Raw genomic sequence first — 22,465 nt, 5'->3', positions numbered from 1 at the left:
CGCTATGACCGAAGCAACCGCTGCTGTTCATTGTAACGGTAGCCGACCGCCCGGAACGCCTCGCGAGCGCGTTCCGGGTCGACGGTCCCGCCGGTACCGAGGAATTCGGTGACCGGGTTCGTCGGCTCCCAGTCGAGGTCCGAGGGGAGCCACGCGGTGCCCGCCAGCGGACTCACCGCGGGGTCGACGTAGCCGTCGAACACCGACTCCGACAGCGTCCCCCGGTCGACCAGTCGGGCGAGCGTACTCCGGAAGCGCGGATTCGTCAGCGGCGGGCGGCGCGTGTTGAACCCGACGAAGTAGAACGCCCCGCTGCGGTCGATGTTGAGCGAAACGTCGTCCGCGCGGCCGATAGTCGAGGTGAGGTCCGGACCCACGCCGAGTGCGGTCACGTCGGCCTCGTCGTCCCTGATGAGATTGACCGCGGAGGAGTCGGAGCCGACGAACTGGAGTTCGAACTCCTCGAAGGCCGGCCCGCCGGACAGCGCGCTCGGCAGTCCGGTCTCCTCCGAGGTCGAGAGGAAATGGTCGTCGAACCGCTCGAGTACCAGCGTCTGGCCCTGTGTCACCGACCTGAACTCGAGGGGGCCGCTCCCGACCGGCTCGATGTTCGAGGTCACCAGAGCGTCAGTCGTCGTGACACCGACGTCGACGCCGCTGACCGTCGCCTTGTCCGTTCGGTCTTCCCAGACGTGCTCGGGCAACAGCGGCACAGTGAGCACCCGGCGGGCGGTCTGGCGGCTACAGTCGCCGAACTGGAGCCGTACTGTTGTGGCGTCGACAGCCTCCGCGCTCTCGACGAGCGAGGACCGACCGCGAAAGCGGAAGGTTGGGACGGATTCGGAGAGCGACCCCAACGAGGTGTCCTGCAACAGCCGGTAGGTAAAGGCCGCGTCCGACGCGGTCAGACGACGGCCGTCGTGCCACGTCAGCCCCTCGCGCAGCGTCACATCGAGTTCGAGGGGGCCCTCGCCGGTCCACTCCCAGTTCGTGGCCGCCCACGGGTAGAGGGTCCCCCGGTAGCGATACGCGAGCGTGTCGTACAGCAGGTCGGTGATATCCGACGGCCCACGGTGGCTCGACATGAGAGGGTTGAGGTTCGCAGTCGGCCGGTCGTCAGGCGTGGTCGCACGGAGCCGCGTCGCCGACTCGTCGTTGCGGTTCAGTCCCAGCAGGTTCACCGGCGACGGGTCGAACACCCCGTTCCACCCGGTGAAACGGTCGGTGCGAGCGGCCCGGATGACGTTGGGAAAGCCAAGCACCAGGAAGGGACACACCTGCACGAGCCGTCGCTGGATACGCGTGACCGTCTCGGTCCGCTGGCGGCCGGTCTCCCGGCGCTGTCGCTCCAGCAGGTCGTCCAGCAGGAGGTTCGTGTAGCCAAACGGGTTCTGCATCCCCGACTCGACCGAATACGTCGAGTGCAACAGCGGGTACAACGCGTCCGGGTCCGTGAACGGGCCCGAGAACTGCCCGACGAACACGTCGAACTCGTGGTTGATGAGGGTCTGTCGGTAGAGTTCCTCGGCGGTTATCGGCTGGATACTCGACCGGATACCGGCGGCTTCGAACCAGTCCGACAGCTGCCGGGCGGTGGCAATCGCGTACGGATCCTGGTCCACCGGGAGCGTTTTGATAGAGAGCGAGACAGTCGTCGGCTGGTTCCGACCGACGAGCGCGCGAATCTTGCCGAGACAGCCGCTCGTCGCAGCCAGTCCCCCAGTGAGACCTGCCAGTGCGGACCGACGGGTGACCCCCACATCACCACCGGAACGGGACGCCATTACTGTAGGTGTTTACCTCATGATATAACAGCCCTGTGTTTGCGGACGGGCAGCTATATAAATCCGAAAAGCGGTGCCACGAGCCCCCAGACCCACACAGCGGCGCCAGCGAGCGTAAACAGCGAGCGTCGGTCACCGCCACCTGCCGCCAGTGCCCCGAGGGCGGCCGTCATGAGCAGCCGGTGCTGGAGGATCGGGTCCGGCGGGACCAGTCCCAGCATGGCGAACTCGAGCGTGAACCCGACCGCGAGCCCGAGGCCCGCCGCCGGCGCCGCCAGCCAGTTGGGCAGGTCGGCGGCGTACCAGGCCACCGCGACAGGCAGTCCGATAGCGAGAATCGGGTACAGCAGGACGACGAACAGTTTCGGCGTGACGAGCGGGATAGCGTCCTCCAGTCCGATACCGAGGGCCCGAACGCCCAGCGGAATCCCGGCCGCCAGCCCGAACACGACCAGCGCCTGGTCGCGGATTGTGGGTTTGGAGAGCGCCTCGTCGATACTCGCCCAGTCCCGTCGGGTCGTGATGCCGACGAGGGCCGGGAGGAGCATACTCACCACGACCACGATACCACGGTCGAGCCCTCTGGCGTTTTGCTGGTGTCGCCGTTCGACCGACTCGACGTCGCTGTCCTGGAACTCAGTCTCCAGCATATCGGCGGTCCCCTTGATGTCGGTGACAGTGTGGCGCAGTCTGAACCAGTCCCAGTACTCTGAGTGGGCCTGCAAGGCGGTCCAGGAGGAGTCCTCGGAGGGGGCAAAGGCACGGACGTGGTGGCGCGAGCCCAGATAGGTCCCGACGTGGAGCTGGTACCGCTGTTCGAGCCACTGGCCGTCACCGGAGCCGGTTTCGACGTAGGTGTACCGCACCGACCCGTGGGCGTGTTGCCAACTCGACACCGAGTTGCTCTCGGCGAGGTTTATCTGTGCGCCCAGTGGCTGTCTGGTCGGTTTCGTCCGGTCCCATCCGTCCTCGACGTTCTCGCCGAGAATCTCCCGTGACGCCTCCGGATTTTTCGTGATGATGGCGTTGATGACGAGCGTCCGGTCCGCGAACGTCTCCGAGCGGCTGGTGTATGGCCACAGCCTGTCCCCGGTGTCACCGACCTCGATGATGGTCTGTGAGCCGTCGGCCTGCTGGCCCCGGTCCGGCGCGTGGCCGGCGACCGGTGCCGAGAGCGCCGGGACGAGCGCGAGTGCAAGCACGGCGAGCGTGACGGCGAGATAACGCCCCATTGGTGTAGCGATTACTATAGCGTACAGCGTTAACTACGTGTCGTTCAATCCCCATTCGGCTGCGCGCTGCTTTGCTTCCTGTCGAGCTTGCTCACGGATGGCCGATATCTTCTCCTCGTCTTCGAGGAACGCCTCGACTGCGCCGTGGTCGTCAGCCGACTCGGCCCCGGCGGCGGTCGGCCGTCCGGCGGGCGCGGCGCGACGGGTGCTGTCCGCCAGCGCGGGGTCACCGGCGAGCCGTTCGGCGGGCATCCCCGGCGGGACACACAGCTCCTCGACGTCGTGGACGGGTGCGAGGTCCGCCGCGTCGAGTTCGAAGGCCGAGACGTGATAGGGCCCGGGAACGGCGAGGTCAGCCAGTGCCGGCGGCCCGCCCCTGTCGGTGCCGGTGTGATAGGCGACTACCGGCACACCGTCGGTGAACGTGACGACGCCGCGCCCGTCGGCATCGAGCAACAGCGAGTCCTGTGGCTCGAACACGGCATAGCCCGTCACCGAGCGGTCCAGCATCTCCGCGAGCGGTTCGCGCGGGTCCGTCACGACCCGGGACTTCAGCAGTCTGCCCTGGGGAAGCCTCATGGTGGCTCCGGGATGACCGCACTGCGGAACCGGTCGGCGACATCGTCCGAGGCCCCGTCCCGGACCGACAGGGCGTCGGCCGCCCGGCGGTAGGCCGCCGCGGCCTCACAGTCAGGGGCGTGGGCCAGCAGCGGCCGGCCCGCTCGGCGGGCCTCACGCGCGCGCTCGCTCTCCGGGACGGCCCCGAGGGTCGGCCCCTCGAAGTAGCGCTCGGTCTTCTCGGCGACGCGCTCGATACCGTCCTCGCGGACCTTGTTGAAGAGAAGCCCCGCCACGTCGGTGTCGTAGGAGGTGGCGTACTCCTGGACTTTCAGGCCGTCCGAGATAGCGGGGATGGTCGGCTGGAGCACCACGACGGCCCGGTCTGCTATCACGACCGGGAGCACGGCGGCCCGGCTGTCCAGCGCCGGCGGTGAGTCGAGCAGGATGACGTCGGTGTCGGCGGCCAGCGTCGCCACCACCTCGCGCAGGCGCGATGGGTCGGCCTCGCGAAAGCCCTCGAGGCTCGTCCCACACGGGACGACCGTCATCCCGAACCGGTCGTAGGTCGCGTCCGCGACTGGCGCCGAGTCGGCGAGCACGTCGTGCAGCGTCGTCTCCACCTCGGAGAGGCCGGCGTGAAAGAGCAGGTTCGCCATCCCCGTGTCGGCATCGACCACGGTGACGTCGTAGCGTTCGGCGAGTGCCATCCCCAGGGCGACTGTACTGGTGGTCTTGCCCGTTCCACCTTTCCCGCTGGCGACGGCGAACACTTCGACCATTACCGGTAGTGGCCAACCGATAGCATATAAAGTTCCGGTCGGTAGCCGCGAAACAAAGCTACCAGTCGACCGGCAACGGGCCCGGGTCGACGTGGTCGCCGACCAGCGCGCCAGCGCGGTCGTAGGGGTCCGTCCGTTCGTCCTGGTCCGCCCACAGCCGTTCCACACCGGCCGCTTCGAACGTATTTTTCACGAAGGCATCTCTCGCGGCGCGGTTCGTAAAGAGGTCGTGGAGGTAGGTCCCGAAGGCATCGTCGGCCCCAGCCCCGCTGTCGGCGAACGGACGGGCCACGTCGGCGGTCGGCTCCGATTCGCCCATGTGTATCTCGTACCCCGAGACGGTACCGCTGGCCCCCGAGAGCGGGCCGACGCCGTCGACGTGGCGCTCGACGTGTTCGACGGTCTTCTCGGTCGAGAACCGCGTTCGAACCGGGAGCAATCCGAACCCGTCGACACGTGCTGTCGACCCAGTACCCTCGACGGAAGCGTTCGTTATCTCCTCGCCGAGCATCTGATAGCCGCCACAGAGCCCGACGACCGGCCCGTCGAACTCGCGAAGTCGGTCGTCGAAGCCGGCCTCCCGCAGCGCCAGCAGGTCGTCGACGGTGTTCTTGCTCCCCGGGAGTACCACGGCGTCGGCACCGGCCAGGGTGGCCGACGGCGGGACGTAGGCGACCCGGACGCCCGGTTCGGCGGCCAGCGGCTGGAGGTCGGTGAAATTCGAGATACGCGGGAGCCGCGGGACCGCGACAGTGATACTGTGCTCGTCTGGCACACCGTCGTCGTCACCACGAACGGCCCCCTCGCCGACCGACGGCAGGGCGACACTGTCCTCCTCGGGGAGGCCGGGGTCGTCGTACGGGAGGACGCCCAGCACCGGAACTCCGGTGCGCTCCTCGAAGGCCTCGAGCCCGGGGGCAAGCAGCGACTCGTCGCCCCGGAACTTCGTGATGACGACGCCGCCGATTCGCTCACGGATGTCGTCGGGGACGAGTTCGAGCGTTCCCACGAGCGAGGCGAAGACACCGCCGCGCTCGATGTCCGCCACCAGCAGGATGTCGGCGTCGGCAAAGCGAGCCGTCTCGACGTTCGCGAGGTCGCGGTGGTGGAGGTTGATCTCGGCGATGGAGCCCGCCCCCTCGGCGACGACGACGTCGTGGTCGGCCGCGAGTCTGTCGTGGGCGGCGGCGGCGGCCCCCAGCGCGTCTTCCCAGTGTTCCTCGTAGTAGCTCCCGGCGGCGTAGTTGCCGACGGCGTCGCCATCGACGACCAGCTGGGACTCCCCGTCGCCGCGTGGCTTGAGCAGGACGGGGTTGTGGTCGGTCGACGGCGAGACCCTCGCCGCGCGGGCCTGGACGTACTGGGAGACGCCGATTTCACCGCCGGGGGTCGCGCGGGCGTTGTTGCTCATGTTCTGGGCCTTGAACGGGGCGACCGAGACGCCGCGGTCGGCGAGCAGTCGGCACAGCCCCGCCGCTACCGTGCTCTTGCCAACGTGTGAGGCCGTGCCAGCGACCAGTATCGTCTCGGCCATCTATCGGGGCTGGGAGCGCCGGCGACATAGGTGGTTCGACGGCGGCTTTTTCTCGGTGGGACCGCTGGCTGGCGTATGGACGAGAAGCGTCTGCGGGACCTGCACGACCACCTGGCTGCGACCGCCGAACGCCCGGTCGAACGCACCGCGAGCCGGTGGCTCGGCGAGGCCGAGGCCATCGCCGACGATATCGCCCACGGCGAGATGGACGCGTCGGCCCAACGGGAGCGACTGGGCAAAGTCGAGCATCTACTGGAGAACGTCGAGGAGACGGGCGACGAGGATGCCGACGGCCACGTCGCGGCCGCCGAGGCGATTCTCGGCGAGCTACTCACAGAGGGCTGACCGGCAGACAGCCACAGACCGTCGATATCGCCGTTCTGACGACTCAATTCGGGAGCTGATGTCGTTAAATCGCCATAGGTTTAACCACTGTTTATAAATTAGAATAGGTTTATTCGTTAGGCATGAATGGGCGCCGATGCGTCGTTCTCGGCGAGGTGACAGAACCCCGGTCGGTCGACGACAGAGAAGCGTTGCGAGCGTCGCTCGAAGCGGGCATCGCGCGGGCGAACGAGGCGCTGCGCGAGCAGCTCGTCGCGCCGTTTTCGGTGTTGCGAGGGGTCGAAGCGATCGGCGGCGTCCTCACCGACCCCGAGCGGTCCTACCGAGCGCTGCGGGAAATCACTGAAGCAGTCCTCCCGGTCGAGATGCGCTTTGCGGTCGTCCACGGACAGATAGACGTGGGGCTGGCGACCGAGGCAGTCTCGCGGATGGACGGCCCCGCGTTTCAGGAAGCCGACAGACTCCTTGCGGAGCTCGCCACCGAGGAGCGGGCGGTCGCGTTCGCGGACCCCGACGTCGAGCCGTGGATTCGAACGTTGCTCGCGGACCAGATACAGCTGCTCCAGACGATAAAGCGAGCGTGGACGGCACATCAGGCCGAGCTGGTGCGGGCCTACCGGCGCGAGGAGAACATGCAGGCGATAGCCGACGAGCGGGGCGTGTCGGTGCAGACGGTCTCCCAGACGCTCGCCCGGGCGAACGCGACGCAGATAATGACCGTCGAATCGAACCTCGACGCCGCGCTGTCGGCGGTGTGGGGCTGGTCGCCGTGAGTCGGCGGGCTGACCGCAGTAGCGCGCTCAGAACTCGGTCCCCTTCCGCGCCGGGTGGCCCGCGTCGAGTGGATGTTTCACCTTGCCGACCTCCGTCACGAGGTCGGCGTGCTCGAAGACGTACTCCGGCGGTTCGTGGCCGCCGGTGAGGACGAGTTCGACGTCGTCGGGTTTCGCCTCGATAAGTTCGACAACGTCATCCGGGTCGATGAGGTCCCGGTTGGCGGCGTACAGTATCTCGTCGATGACGAGCATGTTCACGCCGTCCTCGGGCGGCCCGTCGGCGTCGAGCGGCTGGGAGAGGTCCACATTGCCGCTGGCGGCGAGAATCTCGTGGGCACGTTCGAGTGCCCCCTTCGCGCGGGCCGCGTGTTCGTCGTCGTCACTCCCGTCCATGAAGCCGTGCCAGCCGTAGTGGCCGGCGTTCTCGTAGGAGAAGCCCGGCAGCGCCGCGATGGCGTTGTACTCGCCGCGGACGTCCTCCACCGTCCCGGTGCCGCCTTTCATGAACTGGAGCAGGTGGACGCGGTAGCCGTGGCCAATCGCGCGGGTCGCCATCCCCAGGGCCGCCGTCGTCTTGCCTTTCCCGTCGCCCCACCAGACCTGGACCAGGCCGAACTCCGCTGGCGCGCTGGGCTCGATAGGTTCGGCCGTCGGGCCGGCCGTGTTGTCGTTCATATGTGGGACTCAGGGGGGACGAACATCGCTCTGGCGGTCGGTGACGACGCCGTACTCCGCGTCGGCCGGGGCGGGCGGCCCGTCGTCGTAGCGGGCGTCCAGACTCGCCAGCACGGCGTCTCGCACGCAGGCTCGCGCGGCCGCACCCACCTCTGTCGCGCTGCCCGCGAACTCGACCGGGGCAGCGCTCGGGTCGGCACCGACCAGCACGGCGTCCGAAGTGGTCCCCGGCACGTCGGCAACCGCGAGCAGTGTCGCCGCCTTCGCTTCGACGACGGTCCCGAGCAGCGTCGCGAGCGCGCCGTCGGAAAGCGCCCGGTCGACGCCGACGACGAGGTTGACCGTGCCGGGGCGCCAGGGCTCGGTGTCGTCGCTACCCCGTTCGTCGATACCACCGGCACTCTTGTCGTCGCCGTCCACCGGCAACACCGCCGGGTTCGAGAGCCCCGCCGTCGCGAGTACGGTTACTGGCCCGTTCTCGGCGACGCGGGCGTGACACATCTCGACCCCCGTCAACAGCGTCGGCCCGACGGGGAAGCCGGCGTCGGCGAGACGTCCCTCCCGATAGGCGTCGAGGTCGGTGCGGGCGAACCCCGTCGGGACGGAGACGTTGTAGACCGCGTCCGACTCGCAGTAGCCCCCGTCCCACGCCGTCGAGAGCCAGCTCGCCCCCTCGTGGCGGACCTGCGCGATGCCGTCCCGGCAGGTCGTCTCAAACATCCAGGGCCTCCAGCAGGCGGTCGTTTTCGTCCGGCCGCCGGACGGCCACGCGGACGTGGCTGTCGAGCCGCCGGAAGGTCCGGGCGTCCCGAAGCGCGATGCCCGCCTCGCGAGCCGTCGCGAGCAGGTCCTCGACGTCGGTGTCGCCGGTGTCGAACGAGAGGAAGGGGGCGTCCGACGGGAACACGTCGAACCGTGTCGCGAGCCGGTCGCGCATACGCTCGCGCTCGCGGGCGACCCGTTCGCGGGTCTCGGCGACGAATTCGTCGGCCCGGTAGCAGTGCGTGCCCACGGCGGCGGCCGCCGCGCTCATCGACCAGGCCCGGCGGGCGGTCGCGAGCCGGTCGAGCGCCCCGCCCGTGCCGACGGCGAATCCCATCCGGACCCCCGGCAGCCCGAACAGCTTGGTGAGCGAGCGCGCGACGAGCACACCCTCACGGCCCGAAAGCGACGGCTCGTCGGTGAAACCCAGAAAGGCCTCGTCGACCAGCAGCGTCGTCCCGACCTCGCGACAGCGGTCGGCAAAGGCCCGGAGTGCGTCGGCGTCGTAGCACTCCCCAGTGGGATTGTTGGGATTGCAGACGACGGCCATGGCGTGGTCGTCCGGGTCCGCGTCGAGAATCGCGTCGTGGTCGACGAACGCCGGCTCGCCCCCTTGCAGGCGCACTTCGCGGGCGTACTCGCCGAAGCTCGGGGCTGGAAGGAGAACCGACTCGCCAGTGCGAACGCTCGTCTGCATCGCCAGCCGGATGGCTTCCAGCCCGCCCGCAGTGGGGACGACCTCCTCGGGCTCACACCCGACGAACTCGGCCGCCGCCGCGCGAAAATCGGGGTAGCCGTCGTTGGGGTAGGACCGTGCCGTGTCGAAGGCGGCCGCGAACACCTCGCGCGTGCCCGGCGGGACCCGCGGGTTCTTGTTCGCGCTGAAATCCAGTAGGTCGGGGTCGTCGCTGCTCCCGTGTGGGACGCGCCCGTCGGTCCCGATATGTGGGTCCGTCTCGCCGACGGCGCGAAGCGCCGCGACGGTGTCGGGGTCCATGAGAAAGTGGACGGACACTACCGTGGAGAAGGTTTCGTAGCAGGAGTAGCCTGGAAGATGGCTTTGGACAGCCAGAAAGCCCCCGAGCTATCGACTCGCGTGCCTCGCTGTGCGCTTCGTTCGTTCACTGCGTTCACTCACTCCAGTGCTTGCGTCGTCGTGCGACGTCGATAGCTCGGCCCCTTTCAGTCCCGCCCTATCGGCTGGTCAAGCGGCTACAGTTTGGGCGTTCTAGCTTTCTAATCCGATAACGGTGGAAATCTCGATTATAACAACTCCTCGGCCACCCGAGCGTCGGCGAGCGTATTCACGTTGACCGCGACCCGGACGTCCTCGGTGAGCCAGGCGTCGTCGCCGGTCTCCCCAACGACGTTCACGCCGGTCGGCGCGACCTCGCGGCCCTCGCGCCAGAAGGTGGTGTCGTCGCTGACACCCAGTTCGCGCTTGCGGGCGGCAGGGACCAGCACCGACAGCGACCCCCCGGTGTGGGCGTCGAGCACGCGGTCGAGTATCGGGCCGTCGAGCAGCGGGAGGTCGGCGGCGACAGTGAGCACAGGTGTCGAGACGCGCTCGTCGGCAAGCGCCGCGTCGAGGTCCGCGACGTATCCGTCACCGGGCGTCTCGATACAGGGCGCGTCGAGATGGGCGCGCGTCTCGGGCGTCGCGGGCGACGTGACCGCGTAGGCAGTGTCGACAGCGCTCTCGGAGAGCGCCCCGAACACGCGGTCGACCATCGGCTCGTCGCCGACCCGGAACAGCGGCTTCTCGACGTGGGTATCGAGCCGGGTTCCGCGGCCGCCACACATCACCAGAGCGTCCACGCGGACCCTCCCAGAAGGTGCCAGGCGGCGACCGCGCCGTGGAGCGCGGCGACGCGGGCGAGTTCGTTCGTCGCGCCGAAGACGTCGCCGCCGACCCCGTCCAGTGAACGCCTTGCCCACCGGCGGACCACCAGTGCCACGACGAGGGCAGTCAGGAGGGCAACGCCGGTAGCTGGCGGGGCGACGGCGGCTATCGGCACGGCGACCGCGAGCGCGACCAGCAAGTCAACCGGGCCGTTGCCGTCCAGCATCGTCGCGCCAAAGCCCTCGTGACTCGGGGCGCCCAGGCAGGCGAGCGTCGCCATCGCGGCTTTCGCGCCGACCTCGCTCGCTATGACGGCGGCGACGGCGACGCGGGCCGGCAAGGTCGTCACCGCCAGCAGACCGAGCGCGAGCACGAGGAGGACGCTTCCCAGCGCGAGCACCGCGCCGACGCCGACCGTCGTGTCGCGCATCACCTCGCGGCGCTCCTCGGGGGTGCCGTGGACCGCCGCGGCGTCGCCGAGGTCGGCCAGCCCGTCGGCGTGGTTGACGCCGGTGACCGCGACCAGGACTGCGAGCGCCGCCGCGGCGACGACCGGGCCTGGAAGCCGGCCGACGGCCAGAAACGGGAGCGCCACCAGCCCGCCGACGACGTAGCCCGCGAGCGGGAACGCCGCCGGCGTCGCGGTGAAGGCCGCCCACGCGTCCTCGTCGTGGCCGACGGGGAGCCGGGAGAGAAAGCCCAGCGCGCCACGCAATGCGCTCAGAACCACACCGTCACCCCCCCGAGCGCGGCCAGTGCCAGCCCCGCGAGCGCGTAGCTGCAGACGCCGGCGACCCCGACCGCGCGGACGCCGCGCCGCGACGCCGCCACGTCCGGCAGGGCTGCCCCGGGGTTGAGGACGTACACGCCCGGCTTCTCCAGACGTACGTCCAGCCCGGCGGCGGCGACCCCCATCGGCCAGCCGGAGTTCGGCGAGGGGACGCTGTCGAGCCACTCGCGCGTACGCAAGAGCGAGTGCAGGTCCACGAACGCGACCGCGAGTGCGAGCGCGCTCAGGCGGGCTGGGAGCCACATCACCGCGTCGTCGAGCACGGCGGGGGGGGTCCCGACCCGCTTGGTCCGGTAGCCCAGCATCGAGTCCAGCGTGTTGACGGCCTTGACCCACACCGCCGCCGCGGCCGCGACCGGGAGCGTGGGTGCGCCGGCGACGGCGGCGACCACCGCGGCGAGGACGAACGCCGACAGCGGCGCGACGAGCCCGTCGGCCAGGTTCTCGGCGGCACTCTCGACGGCCGCGCTGCGGAGCTGGCCCGGCGAGAGCGCGCTCGCGTCCCGTCCGGCGAGCGCGAGCAGTCCGTCGCGGGCGGCCGCGATATCGGTGTCCGAGTCGCCGATGACCGACCCGGCCGCCCCTAGCAGCCGCCGGAGGCTCGTCGAGAGGAACAGGCCCAGCCCGGCGAGGGCGGCCGCGGCCAGCGCCGACTGGGTCCCGACGGTGGCGACAGCGAGCCCAACGGCGACCGCGGCCGCGAGCGGGAGCACGAATGCACCGACGGCGCCAACAACCAGCGGGTGTCGCCACTCGCGGTCCAGCGGCGCGACCAGCCGACCGAACCAGGCGACGGGGTGGTACCGGGTCGGCGGTTCACCGACGAGCGCTTCCAGCCCACCCGCGACGAGCATCGCGACGACCGGCATCACAGCCGACCCTCCCGGAGCCCCCTCGCGACAGCCGAAAGCGGCGTGTCGGCCAGCAGCACCGACCGTGCGCCCGCCCGCTCCGCGCCGCCGTCGGTGCGAGCGTCGTCGCCGACGTGGACCAGCTCGGAGAGCGAGGCCTCGAGCGCGTCGGCCGTGGTCTCGAAGATTCGGGGATGGGGCTTGCGCCAGCCCGAGTCTACACTCGTCACGACGGCGTCGGGACCGCGGTCTAGGTCGGTACGCTCGAGCGTTCGCTCGACGAGACCGGGAACGCTGCAGTTCGAACAGATGGCGACCGGGCCGTTGTCGGCCGCCGCAGCGAGCGCCTCGCGGGCGCCCTCGCGTCGGGATACCGGCCCGTCGAAGGCGACCAGGACAGCCTCGCGAGCGGTCGCCGCCGTGACCTCGACGCCGCGGCTGGCCAGGGCGAGTCGGACGTGTTCGTCGAGGGGTGCCTCCCGGCCGCGGTCGTACTCGCGGTGGGCGGACCGATAGGCAGCCTCCCAGTCGTCGGGCACGGAGACACCCCGCTCGGCGAGGCTGTCAGCGACGGCCTCGGCGGGCTGGTCGGGCCGGTCGGTCGCGACGAGGGTCCCGAACAGGTCGAACGAAACTACCACGTCCGTGTGGTTACTGCAATCGTACTTGAACTGTGCGGTCAGCACGGCCCGTGGCCGACGGCGTCATACGCACGTCTTTCACTGATACTAATTTTGATAGTAATAGCTGCCTTTACTATTAGAACCCTTGTATTTTCGTCAACGTTTACAGTTAGATTTTGTATACTAATTGGCAGACTGCAACGATACAACAGTGTTCAGTGGTTCTACACTTCTCCCCCTTCAAAACCTTATCCAATACGCAAAATAATAATTTGTATACTGATATATTTGGTCAGTGCGTGGTCGCCACGCCCCTCCACACTGCCGGCAGCGCTAACCGCCCGGTGTGTGAGTGTATGCAAAAATGGGCGAAAGCCCGATAGCGAAGCGGACGTGCCAGTGTGGACGCCGACGGTTACTCGACCCATTTGGCGCGGCGGATATCGTACCCGCCACAGTCTGGACAGGAGTGGTGCTGGAGGTCGAACGACGCATCGCATGCTAGACAGATGTACGGGCATCCCGTGGGCTCCCCGAGGTGGGAAACGCTGCGTGCTTTGTCAAAGACTCCCATCGACGACCACATCGAGTAATCGGCCCATACTACCAAAAAGAGCGCTGATAGTTCATGTTATTTTAGCCGACGCAGTCGTGCGTTTTTCCGTTTCGCTCTCCGGACCCACTCCTCCGGGACCCGCCGCCAGTCGTCGGGCGGTCAAGTCAGTGGCTGGGCCCCGAGTGAACGGCAGCGCTCGCCGTTGACCGCCGACACATCAGATATGCATAATTTATTGGAGAGTATCTCGGCTGTCCCTGCTACGCCGACCGGCGCACATTGCACAGGCCGGACTGGCGGCCGCCGTATAACAGCGTTACTGACGATATCCTATACATACTGATAGTAACGGGTGGAAACTGCTACGAAAGGGGAGTATGACCGCCGCGCTCATTCCGACAGGGCACGAAGCGCATGGGTATACCTGTGTTCGGTCCCTATCTCGGCAGGGTATCGATACGATAATCGCATCGGAGAAACCGAAGGTCCTCGCGGGAACGTCCCGATACTGTACGGAGTCAGTGTCCGTCAGCGACCCACGAACGGACCTGCTCGCGTATCGCGACGACCTGCTCGAAATCGCTCGACGGCCGACGGTACAGACCGTGATACCGATCCGGCCGGCAGGGGCCTATCTTCTCTCGCGCTACCGGGACCAGTTCGAGGCCGTGACGAACCTGGTCACACCCCCGTTCGAACAGTTCTGTGACGTCGTCGACAGAGTACGACTCGTCGAGGCGGCCGAGAACGCGGGTGTCCCGGTGCCAGCGACGGCCACGCTCGGTGACGTAGACGAGTGGTCGGACGAACAGATCGTCAAGTCACGATACAACGTCCTCGCCGAGCGGGTCCTCCCCCGCAGGGACGCCACCGAGATAGCAGTCGAGAAGTCCCTGACGCATCTCCCCGCGGGCGAATCAGCGGACAGCGCGGCACTGTCCGAGACGATGGCCCACGAGCCTATCGTCCAAGAGTATATCCCGTCCACGGCGGAGTACATGATCGGCGCGCTGTACGACCACGGCGAGCCGCTGGCGCTGTTCCAGCACCGCCAGATTCGGGGCGATACCTACGCCGGCGGTGGCGGCGTCTACCGCGAGTCGGCGGCGATTCCCGAACTGGAGTCGGTCGCCCGAGCGCTGCTCGACGAACTCGACTGGCACGGACTGGCCTGCATCGAGTACATGCGCCACGAGGAGACGGGCGAGTTCGTCCTGACCGAGATCAACCCCCGGATGTGGCAGTCGCTCCCGTCGACCGTCCGTGCGGGAGCCGACTTCCCGCTGTACTACTGGCGCGCCGCCACCGGTCAACAGGACCGAATCGACTGCGACTACGAGCTCGGTGTCGGAACCCACTCCCTGCACGGTGAGCTCAGGCATCTGCTGAGTATCTTCCGGACAGATTCGCCGCTCGTTGCGACGCCGCCCGCGACACAGCGAGCACGGGAGATACTCACCTCCTGTCTGCGCGAGCCCAACTTCGACTACCTGTCGCTCGACGACCCGTGGCCGTTCGTGCAGGGCATCAGAAACAAACTCCCGTGGCACCGGTGACGCCAACGGAAGACTACGTCCCCCAGCGCACCCGAGTGTCGCCCGCGGGGGACGGAGCCCTCGATGTGAACAGCTGAGAGACGAGCTGGTTTCACTGCGTGCGACACTCGTGTTCAGATCGGCTCGGCTGGATTCACTTCGTTCATCCGCCCTCCCCGATTTGAACGGGGGACAAGTCGATCTACAGTCGACTGCTCTACCAGTCTGAGCTAAGGGCGGTCTGCAATCGAAAATAGCCCGTGGTCAAGACTTAAGGATTGTTATTCGCGAAGCGTACGCGGTCCCGTAACATATGCGCATTCGCACACAATATGTAAATCAGAGGTAAGCGTAGGGAGGGGTGTGCTTGGAGACTGTGACTACTGTGGTGACCCGCTCACCAACGAACTCCAGTCGGTGACCTGTGACCACTGTGGGGAGGGGTTCCACGTCGAGTGCGCCCGCGAGGCGGGCGAGCTCTCGGTCACGGTCGAGTCGAAACTCCTCGGTTCGGACAACTACCGCATCGAGTGCCCCTTCTGTGACCTCTCCTGGAGCGCCGGCTACGACCCGCGCTGACGCCGAGACGACGGGCGTCAGACACAGCGGGAAGATTGAAATACCCGGGAGACAACCTGTATGACGAGTCGGATGAGCAAGATAACGTTCCGCGCTGACGACGACCTCGTCGACCGCCTCGAGGAGTTCGACGCCTCGAAGAGCCAGGTCATGCGCGAGGCACTCCGTGCGTATCTCGATGGCGAGGCGTCATCGGAGAGCGCGTCGGACGCGGACGAGGCAGTCACCGACACCGAGAGCATCGACGCGCTCATCGCCGACCGCGTCGACGCACTCATCGCCGACCGGCTGGAGGCGCCGACACCGACCCACCAGCCACAAGACGTGAATGTAAACATCACGCTCGACGCCGATAGTGGGTCTGTAACCGAGGAACGGGCCGAGAGCAGACGTGCGTCAGACACGGATGCAGACACTGCGACGGCGGGTGTATCACACGACCGCGAGGGCCGTAAGACAGCACCCGAGAGCCGTGAAAACGCGGAGGCCAGCGGGCAGTCCTCTTGCGCCCAGTGTGGCGAGAACCTGGGTTCCTCGCACGTGTACTGTCCGAACTGCGGGGAGAAGGCCTCCCGGCGCGTGTTCTGTGACTGCGGTGACGAGCTCCGGTCGGACTGGGGATTCTGCCCCGGATGCGGGCGACGGACCCCCGCTGCGGACGTGCTCGAACAGTCCAGAAGTGGCGCAAACAGGGAGTAGGAGAACCTTACCGCCGTAAACACGAGTTTGTCATACACTCGGCGGAACTTTTATTATCCCATAGTCTGTGGTACATCGTGCGTAAGACGGTCGTCTTACACAGCCGGGGTCGCGGTGGCATACCCGCCGCCGTCGGTCGATTTCGGTGTGTAAAACAGTCAGGCGGGCCGTAAACACGGCCCGTTTGGATCGTCTTACCCAAAGGGAAATAACCATGGAGCGTGTGACACTACGGATTCCGAAGCAGCAGATAGAAGAGGTCGAACAGATGGTCGATACGGGGGAATACCCCAACCGGAGTGAGGCTATCCGGTCGGCCGTCCGGGAGATGCTGTCCGAGCAAGAGGGCTCGGAACGTGCCTCCGAGAAAGACAAACGAACGTGGGCGAGGGTGTAACGATGCAGGACATCGTCAACGAAGCCCTCGAACGCGACGAGCAGGAACAGCAGAAGCTGTCCGACGAGGACGTCGACGGGTTCGGTGACCCCCGCATCGTCATCGTCGGCTGCGGTGGCGCCGGCAACAACACGGTCAACCGCCTCTACAACATCGGCGTCGAAGGGGCCGACACCGTGGCCATCAACACGGACAAACAGCACCTCAAGATGATCGAGGCCGACACGAAGATACTGGTCGGCAAGTCCCTCACCAACGGCCTGGGCGCGGGTGGCGACCCCTCGATGGGCGAGCGCGCGACCGAGATGGCACAGGGGACCATCAAGGAGGTCCTGGGCGATGCGGACCTGGTCTTCGTCACCGCCGGTATGGGTGGCGGGACCGGGACCGGCGCCGCACCGGTCGTCTCGAAAATCGCCAAAGAGCAGGGCGCCATCGTCGTCGGCATGGTGTCGACGCCGTTCAACGTCGAGCGCGCCCGCACGGTGAAAGCCGAGGAAGGCTTAGAGAAGCTTCGCAACGAAGCCGACTCCATCATCGTGCTGGACAACAACCGTCTGCTCGACTACGTCCCGAACCTGCCCATCGGCAAAGCGTTCTCGGTGATGGACCAGATCATCGCCGAGACCGTCAAGGGCATCTCGGAGACGATTACCCAGCCCAGCCTCATCAACCTCGACTACGCCGACATGACTAGCATCATGAACCAGGGCGGCGTCGCGGTGATGCTGGTGGGTGAGACACAGGACAAGAACAAGACCGAAGAAGTGGTCAAGGACGCGATGAACCACCCCCTGCTGGACGTGGACTACCGCGGCGCGAGCGGCGGACTCGTCCACATCACGGGTGGCCCGGACCTCACGCTGAAGGAGGCCGAGGGCATCGCACAGAACATCACCGAGCGACTGGAGGCCAACGCCAACGTCATCTGGGGCGCCCGCATCCAGGAGGAGTACAAGGGCAAGGTCCGTGTCATGGCTATCATGACCGGCGTCCAGTCCGCACAGGTCCTGGGGCCGTCCACCCAGAAGCAGGCCAACAAGTCCCGCGAGGCGATTCAGGAGGTCGACGACGACACCTCCTTCGACGCCTCCGAGAACTTCGAGAGCGCCGGCGGCGCCGGCGGCAGCAGTGCCGGCTACGGCGAGACGGACGGCGGCCGCAGCACGAAAGAGAAGAACAACGGTCTCGACGTCGTCCGAACGAGCGAGTAACGTTCGACCTCGTTCTCCGTTTTTCGAGGGACAGGACCCCCTCCTTTTTGTGAAGGCTGAGACCTGAGTGATTGCGACGCCAGCGAGTGACAACAGCCAGAAAGACGGCTAGCGAGACGCGTCATAACCATTACTGACAGCTAGAAAGCCCCGGCTGGCTAGGCTCGGTGGACTCGTTGCGCTCCTCACTCACTCCGTTCGTTTCGGTGCTTACGTCGTCCGCCTTCGCCTAGCCAGCCGCCCCTTTCAGTCCCACCCATGCCGGCTGACCAACCGGCTACGGGCGGGACTGAAAGGGGCCGGACGCTCGACGAGCGAGACGAAGTAAGCACTGGAGCGAACGCAGTGAGCGAAGGGCACAGCGAGTCGCAGCCGTCGAGCGTCCGGGGGCTTTCTGGCTGTTAGAGGTGACTCCCCCGGGGATTACTGGCGGGGCTTTCTGGCTCTCTGTGCGGTCTACAGCGAAGACAAAAACAGCTAGTCAGACCGCCTCTAGCGCCTCGAGCAGATTGCACTTCCGGCAGATGTCGCGAGCGGTGGGCGCACCGCAGTTGTCACACTCGCCGAAGTCCCTGTCACTGTCCTCGCCGCCGAAGGCGTCGGCCGCCAGCGCGGCGAGTTTCTCGTAGCCGGCCATGATGGAGTGACGGGTTCCGGGATGGTTCTCCTCCAGACCGAGCATCAACTCCTGAATCTCGCCCCGATAGGCCTCCGAGGCGTGGGGGCACTCGGTGATGTGGGCCGGGAGGTCACGGAAGCGAGCGTACAGCGCGATTTCCTTCTCGGGCACGTCACGCAGGGGCTTGGCTCTGGGGACGTGGTGGTCCTGTGTCGCGCGGGTCCCCTCGACTGACGCGTCGCCGCCCTCGAACGGCCCCAGCGAGGCGTCGAAGTGCTTGGCAATCTGGTCGACGTCGCCCTCCAGGAAGTTCATCAGCGCCGTCTCGGCCTCGTCGTCTAAGTTGTGGCCCGTCAGCAGTTTGTCCGCGCCCAGTTTCTCGGCGTACCGGGAGAGGATATCGCGGCGGAAGACGCCACAGTACGCACAGGCGGCCATCCCCTCGGGGTCGTCCTCGACGACGTCGTCCATCTGGACACCGAATTCGGACTCGTAGGAGACGACCTCGTGGCGGATGCCAAGCTCCTCGGTCAGTTCCTCACAGGCGTCGAGGCTCTTGTCGCGGTACCCCTCGATGCCCTCGTGAATGGAGAGGGCGACGAGTTCGATTCTGGGGTCGCGTTCGAAGATGTCATAGAGGATGTGCGTGAGGACGACGCTGTCTTTGCCCCCGGAGAGACCGATGACCCAGGTCTCGGGCTCTTCGGGCGTCGCGTCGTCGGGGACGAGCCCGTCCTCGCGCACCCGGCGGCGAAGGCGTTTCTCGACGGCCCGACAGAGGTGGTCCTCACAGAGATAGAGGCCGGAGTAGGCCGCGTGCAACACCGCGTCGGACCCGCACTTGTCACACTCCATTAGTTCAGGGTACGTCCGGGTCGCCCTGAGGGTTTCGTCTCGCGCCTACAGCACCGTCTCGATGGCGGGCCCACTCCTGACAGTTCGGGCGTCGGCGTCGTAGCTCAGCAGGTCGACCGAGGCCAGTTTCGGGAGGTCGATGTGATGGCAGGCGATAGCGAGTTCGCGCGGCGTCGCGGTCACTCCGTCGGTGGTCGCCAGTCGGTCGGCGAGCCGCGACAGCGAGACCGACTCCCGCTCGGCGAGGACAGCGACAAGCGAGTAGCGGTACGCACGCGCGAGCACCGCCGCGGCGGCCGCCCACGTGGGGTTGGCCGGCTCCTCCAGCGACGGGAACCGGACGTCGAAGCGCTCCAGCGTTGCGGGGACATAGCGGACGAAGCCGTCGGGGGACCGGTCGAGGAGCCCGGCGTCGGTCAGCCGGGGCAGGTAGTGTTGGTCGAGTTGCCGGCGGTGCTGCCGTCGGTCGGACGGCGTCACGGCCGAGCGTGCACAGCCGAGTTCCGTCGCCGCGAGGGCGACGGCCAGGTCTCGAACGGTCGCGGGGCTGTCCTGGAGACAGCTCAGGAGGTGCCTCGACCGCTGGTCGGCCAGGGCGGCGGACAGCTGACGGCGGTCGGGTCGCGAACACTGGGCGGTTTTCATTGGCACAGATACAGGCGGTCGGTGGATACGTGTCCTGCCGGAAATATGTGACATCCCGACGATAGCTATTCGAAGACGGCGTCGAGTAGCTTCGCTTCGGCTTTCCGGAGGTGCTGGTGGAAGGTAGAGGAGCTCACGCCGAGCCGCTCTGCCACTTCCGGCCCGGAGCTTTCACGCGGCCAGTCGAAGTACCCCATGAAGTACGCCGCGTCCAGCGTCGCTCGCTGGCGCTCGGTCAGCGAGTCGGGGAGCCGCTTGAGGAGCCCGCCGAACGAGCGGACGGGCCGGGTCATCTGGCGGCGGCGGAGCATCTCGACGTCGTGTTCGGCGTCCCTGATTCGGTCGATGGCTTCGGAGACGTCCCCGTCGGCCGCGAGGTGGACGGTCATCGTGGTACTGTCGCCGGTGATGGTCACGTTAGAGACGTAGCCGCCCAGGCTCGCGACGGTCGAGAGCACCGGCGGGTCGACCATCTTGACTTCGAGTTCGTAGTCGCCGTTTGTCTCCCCGAGCAGCGTAACGTCCTCGATGTATCGGATTTCGTCGCTGTCGACAACTGCCGTCATCGACTCCGGGTCGACATCTGTCGCCGTGCAGTAGACCAGAAAGACGCCGTCACCGAGCGACAGCGTGCTCTCGAACTCCAGGGAGGCCTCGAACGACGGCGGGATACCCATCCGGCTGTCGGCGTTACCGAAGCGGAAGGCGAGCTCGACGACCTCGTCGGAGAGCAGCGCCTGCTTGCGCTCGACGGCGGCGATGGCGTGCCCGACTATCTCGCCGATACCTTCCAGTACCTCGCGTTCGGCCTGCCCGAAGGCACCGGCCCGCTCCGAGTAGATACCGAGAGTGCCATACAGCGTCTCCTCGAAGACGATGGGGATGACGGCCATCGAGCGGTAGCCGTAGCGCTCTGCCAGGTCCAGCCAGGGCTCGAAATCGGGGTCGGCGTAGACGTCCCGCGAGAACTGCATCTCCTGGGTACGGACAGCTCGGCCAGCGGGGCCCTGTCCACCGGGCTCCGTCGGGTTCGATGTGAGGTCGGTCTCGGTCACGTACCCCTCACAGCCGTGTTCTACCCGCGGGATGAAATCCAGCGTGACCGGGTCTATCGTGGCAATCCACGCGAATCGATAGGGCTCTGCGCTGGCCAGCCGTTCGCAGGTCGTCGCCTCTATCTCGGCCCGCGTCGACTGGTCGATGACGGCGTCGGTGAGCTGTCGGACGACGGCGTTGAGGCTGTTCAAGACCTCCAGGTCCGCGCGCTGGCTCTCGAGGAGTTCCTCCTTCTGGGCGGTGATATCCTGAAGATAGCCCCGGACCTTCTCGTGGCCGCCCTCGGCGATGGCTTCCCCGGAGACGTTGACCCAGCGCGTCTCACCGTCCGCTGTAATCAGGCGCGGCTCCGCGCTGTAAGGGGTGCCGGTCTCGGCGCAGCTCTCGAACAGCCGACGAATCGTCGACCTGTCCTCGGGATGGAAAAATTCCAGTGCTGTCTCGAGCTCCGGTTCGTACTCCCTGTCGACGCCGTGTATCCGATAGGTCCCGTCGGTCCAGAACAGCTCCGCGTCGTCGATGTCGTACTCCCAGGCGCCGACGTCGCCCAGCCGCTCGGCGTGGGTCAGTAGCTCCCTGAGTCGGCGGCGGTCACGTGAGTCGGTGTCGGACGGGGACCACCAGACCCGGGCGCCCGCGCCGACTTTCTTCGTACGGAGCTCCCCCACGTCGACCAGATGTTCCAGCCGCTTGTGGGTGGCGCGGCGGCCACAGTCCAGTTCCGCGGCGACCTCCGGTGTGGTTCGAGGGGCCGTCGGCTCGTCGCTGTCGGTGAACACCCGCAGCGTCGCGGCGTAGATTTCGTCGAGCACCGAACGGCCCTCCATGTGGTGTCAACTATACTGAAAGAGATAACTGTTCCGCCGGTGGAACAGGCCCACCAAATGCTACTGAGCCTCACGAGGGTCGGCGGCCCGAAGTCCCGCGGGCCCCCGTTCGAGCGCCTCGAGGACCGTCTCGGTGAGCGCCTCCCTGGCAGTCGAGGAGAACAGCTCGTGGCCGCCGTCGTACAGCCGGATACGATCGGCCGGGAGCCGGTGGCCGACCGCCCGCGGGTCGACGATAGCGTCCGTGAGCGTACAGAATGCCACGGCGTTCTCGCGGGCCGGCGGGAGCCGTCGCTGTGCGCGGTCGATGGTCCCGAGGAAGGCCGGCGACGCGGCCGTGGGGGCGTCCGCGACCTGCTGGTCGGTCGCGAGCGAGCCCAGCGCGTCGGCCTCGAGCTCGCTGAACGGGACGACGGGCCTCGATATCGGGAGCGACGTGAGAGCGCCCAAGACGAAGGCGGGCAGCGGGTAGTCGCTGCCCCACCAGGGGCTGAGGTAGACGCAGTTGCCCAGCCCATCGGCCTCGAGGTGGGCGACTGCCAGCCCGCCGGCGCTGTGGCTCAGGACGTGAAAGCGGTCGAGGTCGGCCGCGTACTCCGCAAGCGGCGTGACCCACTCGCGCTCGACATCGGTGATGTGGGTGGGCAACTCGGCGACGTGGACGCGGTAGCGCTCGGCGAGCCGGTCGACGAGCCACTGGACGTTCTCGTGACGACAGCGGTTCCCCCAGCCCAGCACGAACAGGCAGTCCCGAACCTCGTCGGTACCACTGGCGGACCGGCGACCCGCACCGTCGTCGTAGATCCGAATCTGCATACCACGGCTTCGCCGGAGAGAGTGAAAACACCCCGTCAAACGCCGGTCAACCCACGGAGTGTTGTCGGCGACGGTGCCAACCACGGAGAGTCAGCGTTTTGCCCGCCGGCCC

23 protein-coding genes and 1 tRNA gene are annotated in these 22,465 nt (G+C 67.1%); 7 read left to right on the top strand and 17 right to left on the bottom strand.

Features of this window, described 5'->3' with window-relative positions; all coding sequences use genetic code 11:
* Positions 1-2: 2 nt before the first annotated feature.
* From EGD98_RS00865 to EGD98_RS00845, 5 genes are read right to left on the bottom strand one after another with little or no spacing between them, the layout of a single operon-like run.
* Complete coding sequence (locus EGD98_RS00865) at positions 3-1,784, bottom strand: ABC transporter substrate-binding protein (RefSeq protein WP_220586459.1); 1,782 nt, start codon at positions 1,782-1,784, stop codon at positions 3-5.
* 53 nt (positions 1,785-1,837) lie between these two features.
* Positions 1,838-3,016 (bottom strand): hypothetical protein, encoded by a 1,179-nt coding sequence (locus tag EGD98_RS00860; RefSeq protein WP_220586458.1) that lies wholly within the window; start codon positions 3,014-3,016, stop codon positions 1,838-1,840.
* 33 nt (positions 3,017-3,049) lie between these two features.
* A complete protein-coding gene (locus EGD98_RS00855; RefSeq protein WP_220586457.1) occupies positions 3,050-3,595 on the bottom strand; it encodes a DUF8054 family protein in 546 nt (181 codons plus the stop codon).
* Positions 3,592-4,356: a nucleotide-binding protein gene (locus EGD98_RS00850; RefSeq protein WP_220586456.1), complete on the bottom strand. Its 765-nt coding sequence runs from the start codon at positions 4,354-4,356 to the stop codon at positions 3,592-3,594. The genes EGD98_RS00855 and EGD98_RS00850 overlap by 4 nt, the downstream gene beginning before the upstream one ends.
* A gap of 58 nt (positions 4,357-4,414) precedes the next feature.
* Entirely contained in the window at positions 4,415-5,890 is a 1,476-nt protein-coding gene (locus EGD98_RS00845; RefSeq protein ID WP_220586455.1) for a cobyric acid synthase, read from the bottom strand.
* Positions 5,891-5,965: 75 nt separating this feature from the next.
* Between EGD98_RS00845 and EGD98_RS00840 the strand changes: the two genes are divergently transcribed.
* Positions 5,966-6,235, top strand: coding sequence for a DUF8152 family protein (locus EGD98_RS00840; protein ID WP_220586454.1), 270 nt, complete (start codon positions 5,966-5,968; stop codon positions 6,233-6,235).
* 122 nt (positions 6,236-6,357) lie between these two features.
* Positions 6,358-7,008, top strand: coding sequence for a SatD family protein (locus EGD98_RS00835; RefSeq protein WP_220586453.1), 651 nt, complete (start codon positions 6,358-6,360; stop codon positions 7,006-7,008).
* Positions 7,009-7,035: 27 nt separating this feature from the next.
* On the opposite strand, the gene EGD98_RS00830 is transcribed toward EGD98_RS00835, so the two are convergent.
* From EGD98_RS00830 to EGD98_RS00800, 7 genes are all read right to left on the bottom strand, one after another.
* Positions 7,036-7,686 carry a cob(I)yrinic acid a,c-diamide adenosyltransferase gene (locus tag EGD98_RS00830; RefSeq protein ID WP_220586452.1) on the bottom strand — a complete coding sequence of 217 codons (651 nt, stop codon included), beginning with the start codon at positions 7,684-7,686 and terminating at the stop codon, positions 7,036-7,038.
* A gap of 9 nt (positions 7,687-7,695) precedes the next feature.
* On the bottom strand, positions 7,696-8,406 hold the full coding sequence (locus EGD98_RS00825) for an adenosylcobinamide amidohydrolase (protein ID WP_220586451.1): 711 nt from the start codon (positions 8,404-8,406) through the stop codon (positions 7,696-7,698).
* On the bottom strand, positions 8,399-9,445 hold the full coding sequence (gene cobD / locus EGD98_RS00820; protein ID WP_220586450.1) for a threonine-phosphate decarboxylase CobD: 1,047 nt from the start codon (positions 9,443-9,445) through the stop codon (positions 8,399-8,401). Before cobD ends, EGD98_RS00825 begins: the two co-directional genes overlap by 8 nt.
* Before the next feature lie 266 nt (positions 9,446-9,711).
* The gene (locus EGD98_RS00815; protein ID WP_220588011.1) at positions 9,712-10,251 is read right to left on the bottom strand and encodes an NTP transferase domain-containing protein; all 540 of its coding nucleotides are present in this window, start codon (positions 10,249-10,251) and stop codon (positions 9,712-9,714) included.
* Complete coding sequence (cobS, locus tag EGD98_RS00810) at positions 10,251-11,021, bottom strand: adenosylcobinamide-GDP ribazoletransferase (protein WP_220586449.1); 771 nt, start codon at positions 11,019-11,021, stop codon at positions 10,251-10,253. The genes EGD98_RS00815 and cobS overlap by 1 nt, the downstream gene beginning before the upstream one ends.
* Positions 11,012-11,953 (bottom strand): CobD/CbiB family cobalamin biosynthesis protein, encoded by a 942-nt coding sequence (locus EGD98_RS00805; RefSeq protein ID WP_220586448.1) that lies wholly within the window; start codon positions 11,951-11,953, stop codon positions 11,012-11,014. Before EGD98_RS00805 ends, cobS begins: the two co-directional genes overlap by 10 nt.
* Positions 11,950-12,573: an HAD family hydrolase gene (locus EGD98_RS00800; protein WP_220586447.1), complete on the bottom strand. Its 624-nt coding sequence runs from the start codon at positions 12,571-12,573 to the stop codon at positions 11,950-11,952. Before EGD98_RS00800 ends, EGD98_RS00805 begins: the two co-directional genes overlap by 4 nt.
* Before the next feature lie 1,059 nt (positions 12,574-13,632).
* Between EGD98_RS00800 and EGD98_RS00795 the strand changes: the two genes are divergently transcribed.
* Positions 13,633-14,667, top strand: a complete 1,035-nt coding sequence (locus EGD98_RS00795) for a carboxylate--amine ligase (protein ID WP_220586446.1) — start codon at positions 13,633-13,635, stop codon at positions 14,665-14,667.
* 145 nt (positions 14,668-14,812) lie between these two features.
* Here the strand turns inward: EGD98_RS00795 and EGD98_RS00790 are convergent.
* A tRNA-Tyr gene (locus EGD98_RS00790) sits at positions 14,813-14,886 on the bottom strand.
* A gap of 123 nt (positions 14,887-15,009) precedes the next feature.
* Here EGD98_RS00790 and EGD98_RS00785 point away from each other — a divergent pair.
* From EGD98_RS00785 to ftsZ, 4 genes are all read left to right on the top strand, one after another.
* Positions 15,010-15,225 carry a hypothetical protein gene (locus tag EGD98_RS00785; protein ID WP_220586445.1) on the top strand — a complete coding sequence of 72 codons (216 nt, stop codon included), beginning with the start codon at positions 15,010-15,012 and terminating at the stop codon, positions 15,223-15,225.
* A gap of 72 nt (positions 15,226-15,297) precedes the next feature.
* Positions 15,298-15,924 carry a CopG family transcriptional regulator gene (locus tag EGD98_RS00780; RefSeq protein ID WP_220588010.1) on the top strand — a complete coding sequence of 209 codons (627 nt, stop codon included), beginning with the start codon at positions 15,298-15,300 and terminating at the stop codon, positions 15,922-15,924.
* Positions 15,925-16,138: 214 nt separating this feature from the next.
* Positions 16,139-16,321 carry a ribbon-helix-helix domain-containing protein gene (locus EGD98_RS00775; protein ID WP_220586444.1) on the top strand — a complete coding sequence of 61 codons (183 nt, stop codon included), beginning with the start codon at positions 16,139-16,141 and terminating at the stop codon, positions 16,319-16,321.
* A gap of 2 nt (positions 16,322-16,323) precedes the next feature.
* Positions 16,324-17,535 carry a cell division protein FtsZ gene (ftsZ, locus tag EGD98_RS00770; protein WP_220586443.1) on the top strand — a complete coding sequence of 404 codons (1,212 nt, stop codon included), beginning with the start codon at positions 16,324-16,326 and terminating at the stop codon, positions 17,533-17,535.
* Positions 17,536-18,016: 481 nt separating this feature from the next.
* Here ftsZ and ncsA read toward each other — a convergent pair whose 3' ends face one another.
* The 4 genes from ncsA to EGD98_RS00750 form a co-directional block, all read right to left on the bottom strand.
* Positions 18,017-19,009 carry a tRNA 2-thiolation protein NcsA gene (ncsA, locus tag EGD98_RS00765; RefSeq protein WP_220586442.1) on the bottom strand — a complete coding sequence of 331 codons (993 nt, stop codon included), beginning with the start codon at positions 19,007-19,009 and terminating at the stop codon, positions 18,017-18,019.
* A 45-nt stretch (positions 19,010-19,054) separates the two neighbouring features.
* Positions 19,055-19,654, bottom strand: a complete 600-nt coding sequence (locus tag EGD98_RS00760; RefSeq protein ID WP_220586441.1) for a DUF7344 domain-containing protein — start codon at positions 19,652-19,654, stop codon at positions 19,055-19,057.
* Between the two features lie 65 nt (positions 19,655-19,719).
* Positions 19,720-21,537: a bacterio-opsin activator domain-containing protein gene (locus EGD98_RS00755; protein WP_220586440.1), complete on the bottom strand. Its 1,818-nt coding sequence runs from the start codon at positions 21,535-21,537 to the stop codon at positions 19,720-19,722.
* Positions 21,538-21,597: 60 nt separating this feature from the next.
* Positions 21,598-22,353: an alpha/beta fold hydrolase gene (locus EGD98_RS00750; RefSeq protein WP_220586439.1), complete on the bottom strand. Its 756-nt coding sequence runs from the start codon at positions 22,351-22,353 to the stop codon at positions 21,598-21,600.
* Positions 22,354-22,465: the final 112 nt, after the last annotated feature.

Source organism: Haloarcula salinisoli (assembly GCF_019599405.1).
GTDB classification, from domain to species: Archaea; Halobacteriota; Halobacteria; order Halobacteriales; family Haloarculaceae; genus Haloarcula; species Haloarcula salinisoli.
The sequence above is the reverse complement of the archived record's forward strand: the minus strand, read 5'-3'. Positions and strand labels throughout refer to the sequence as shown.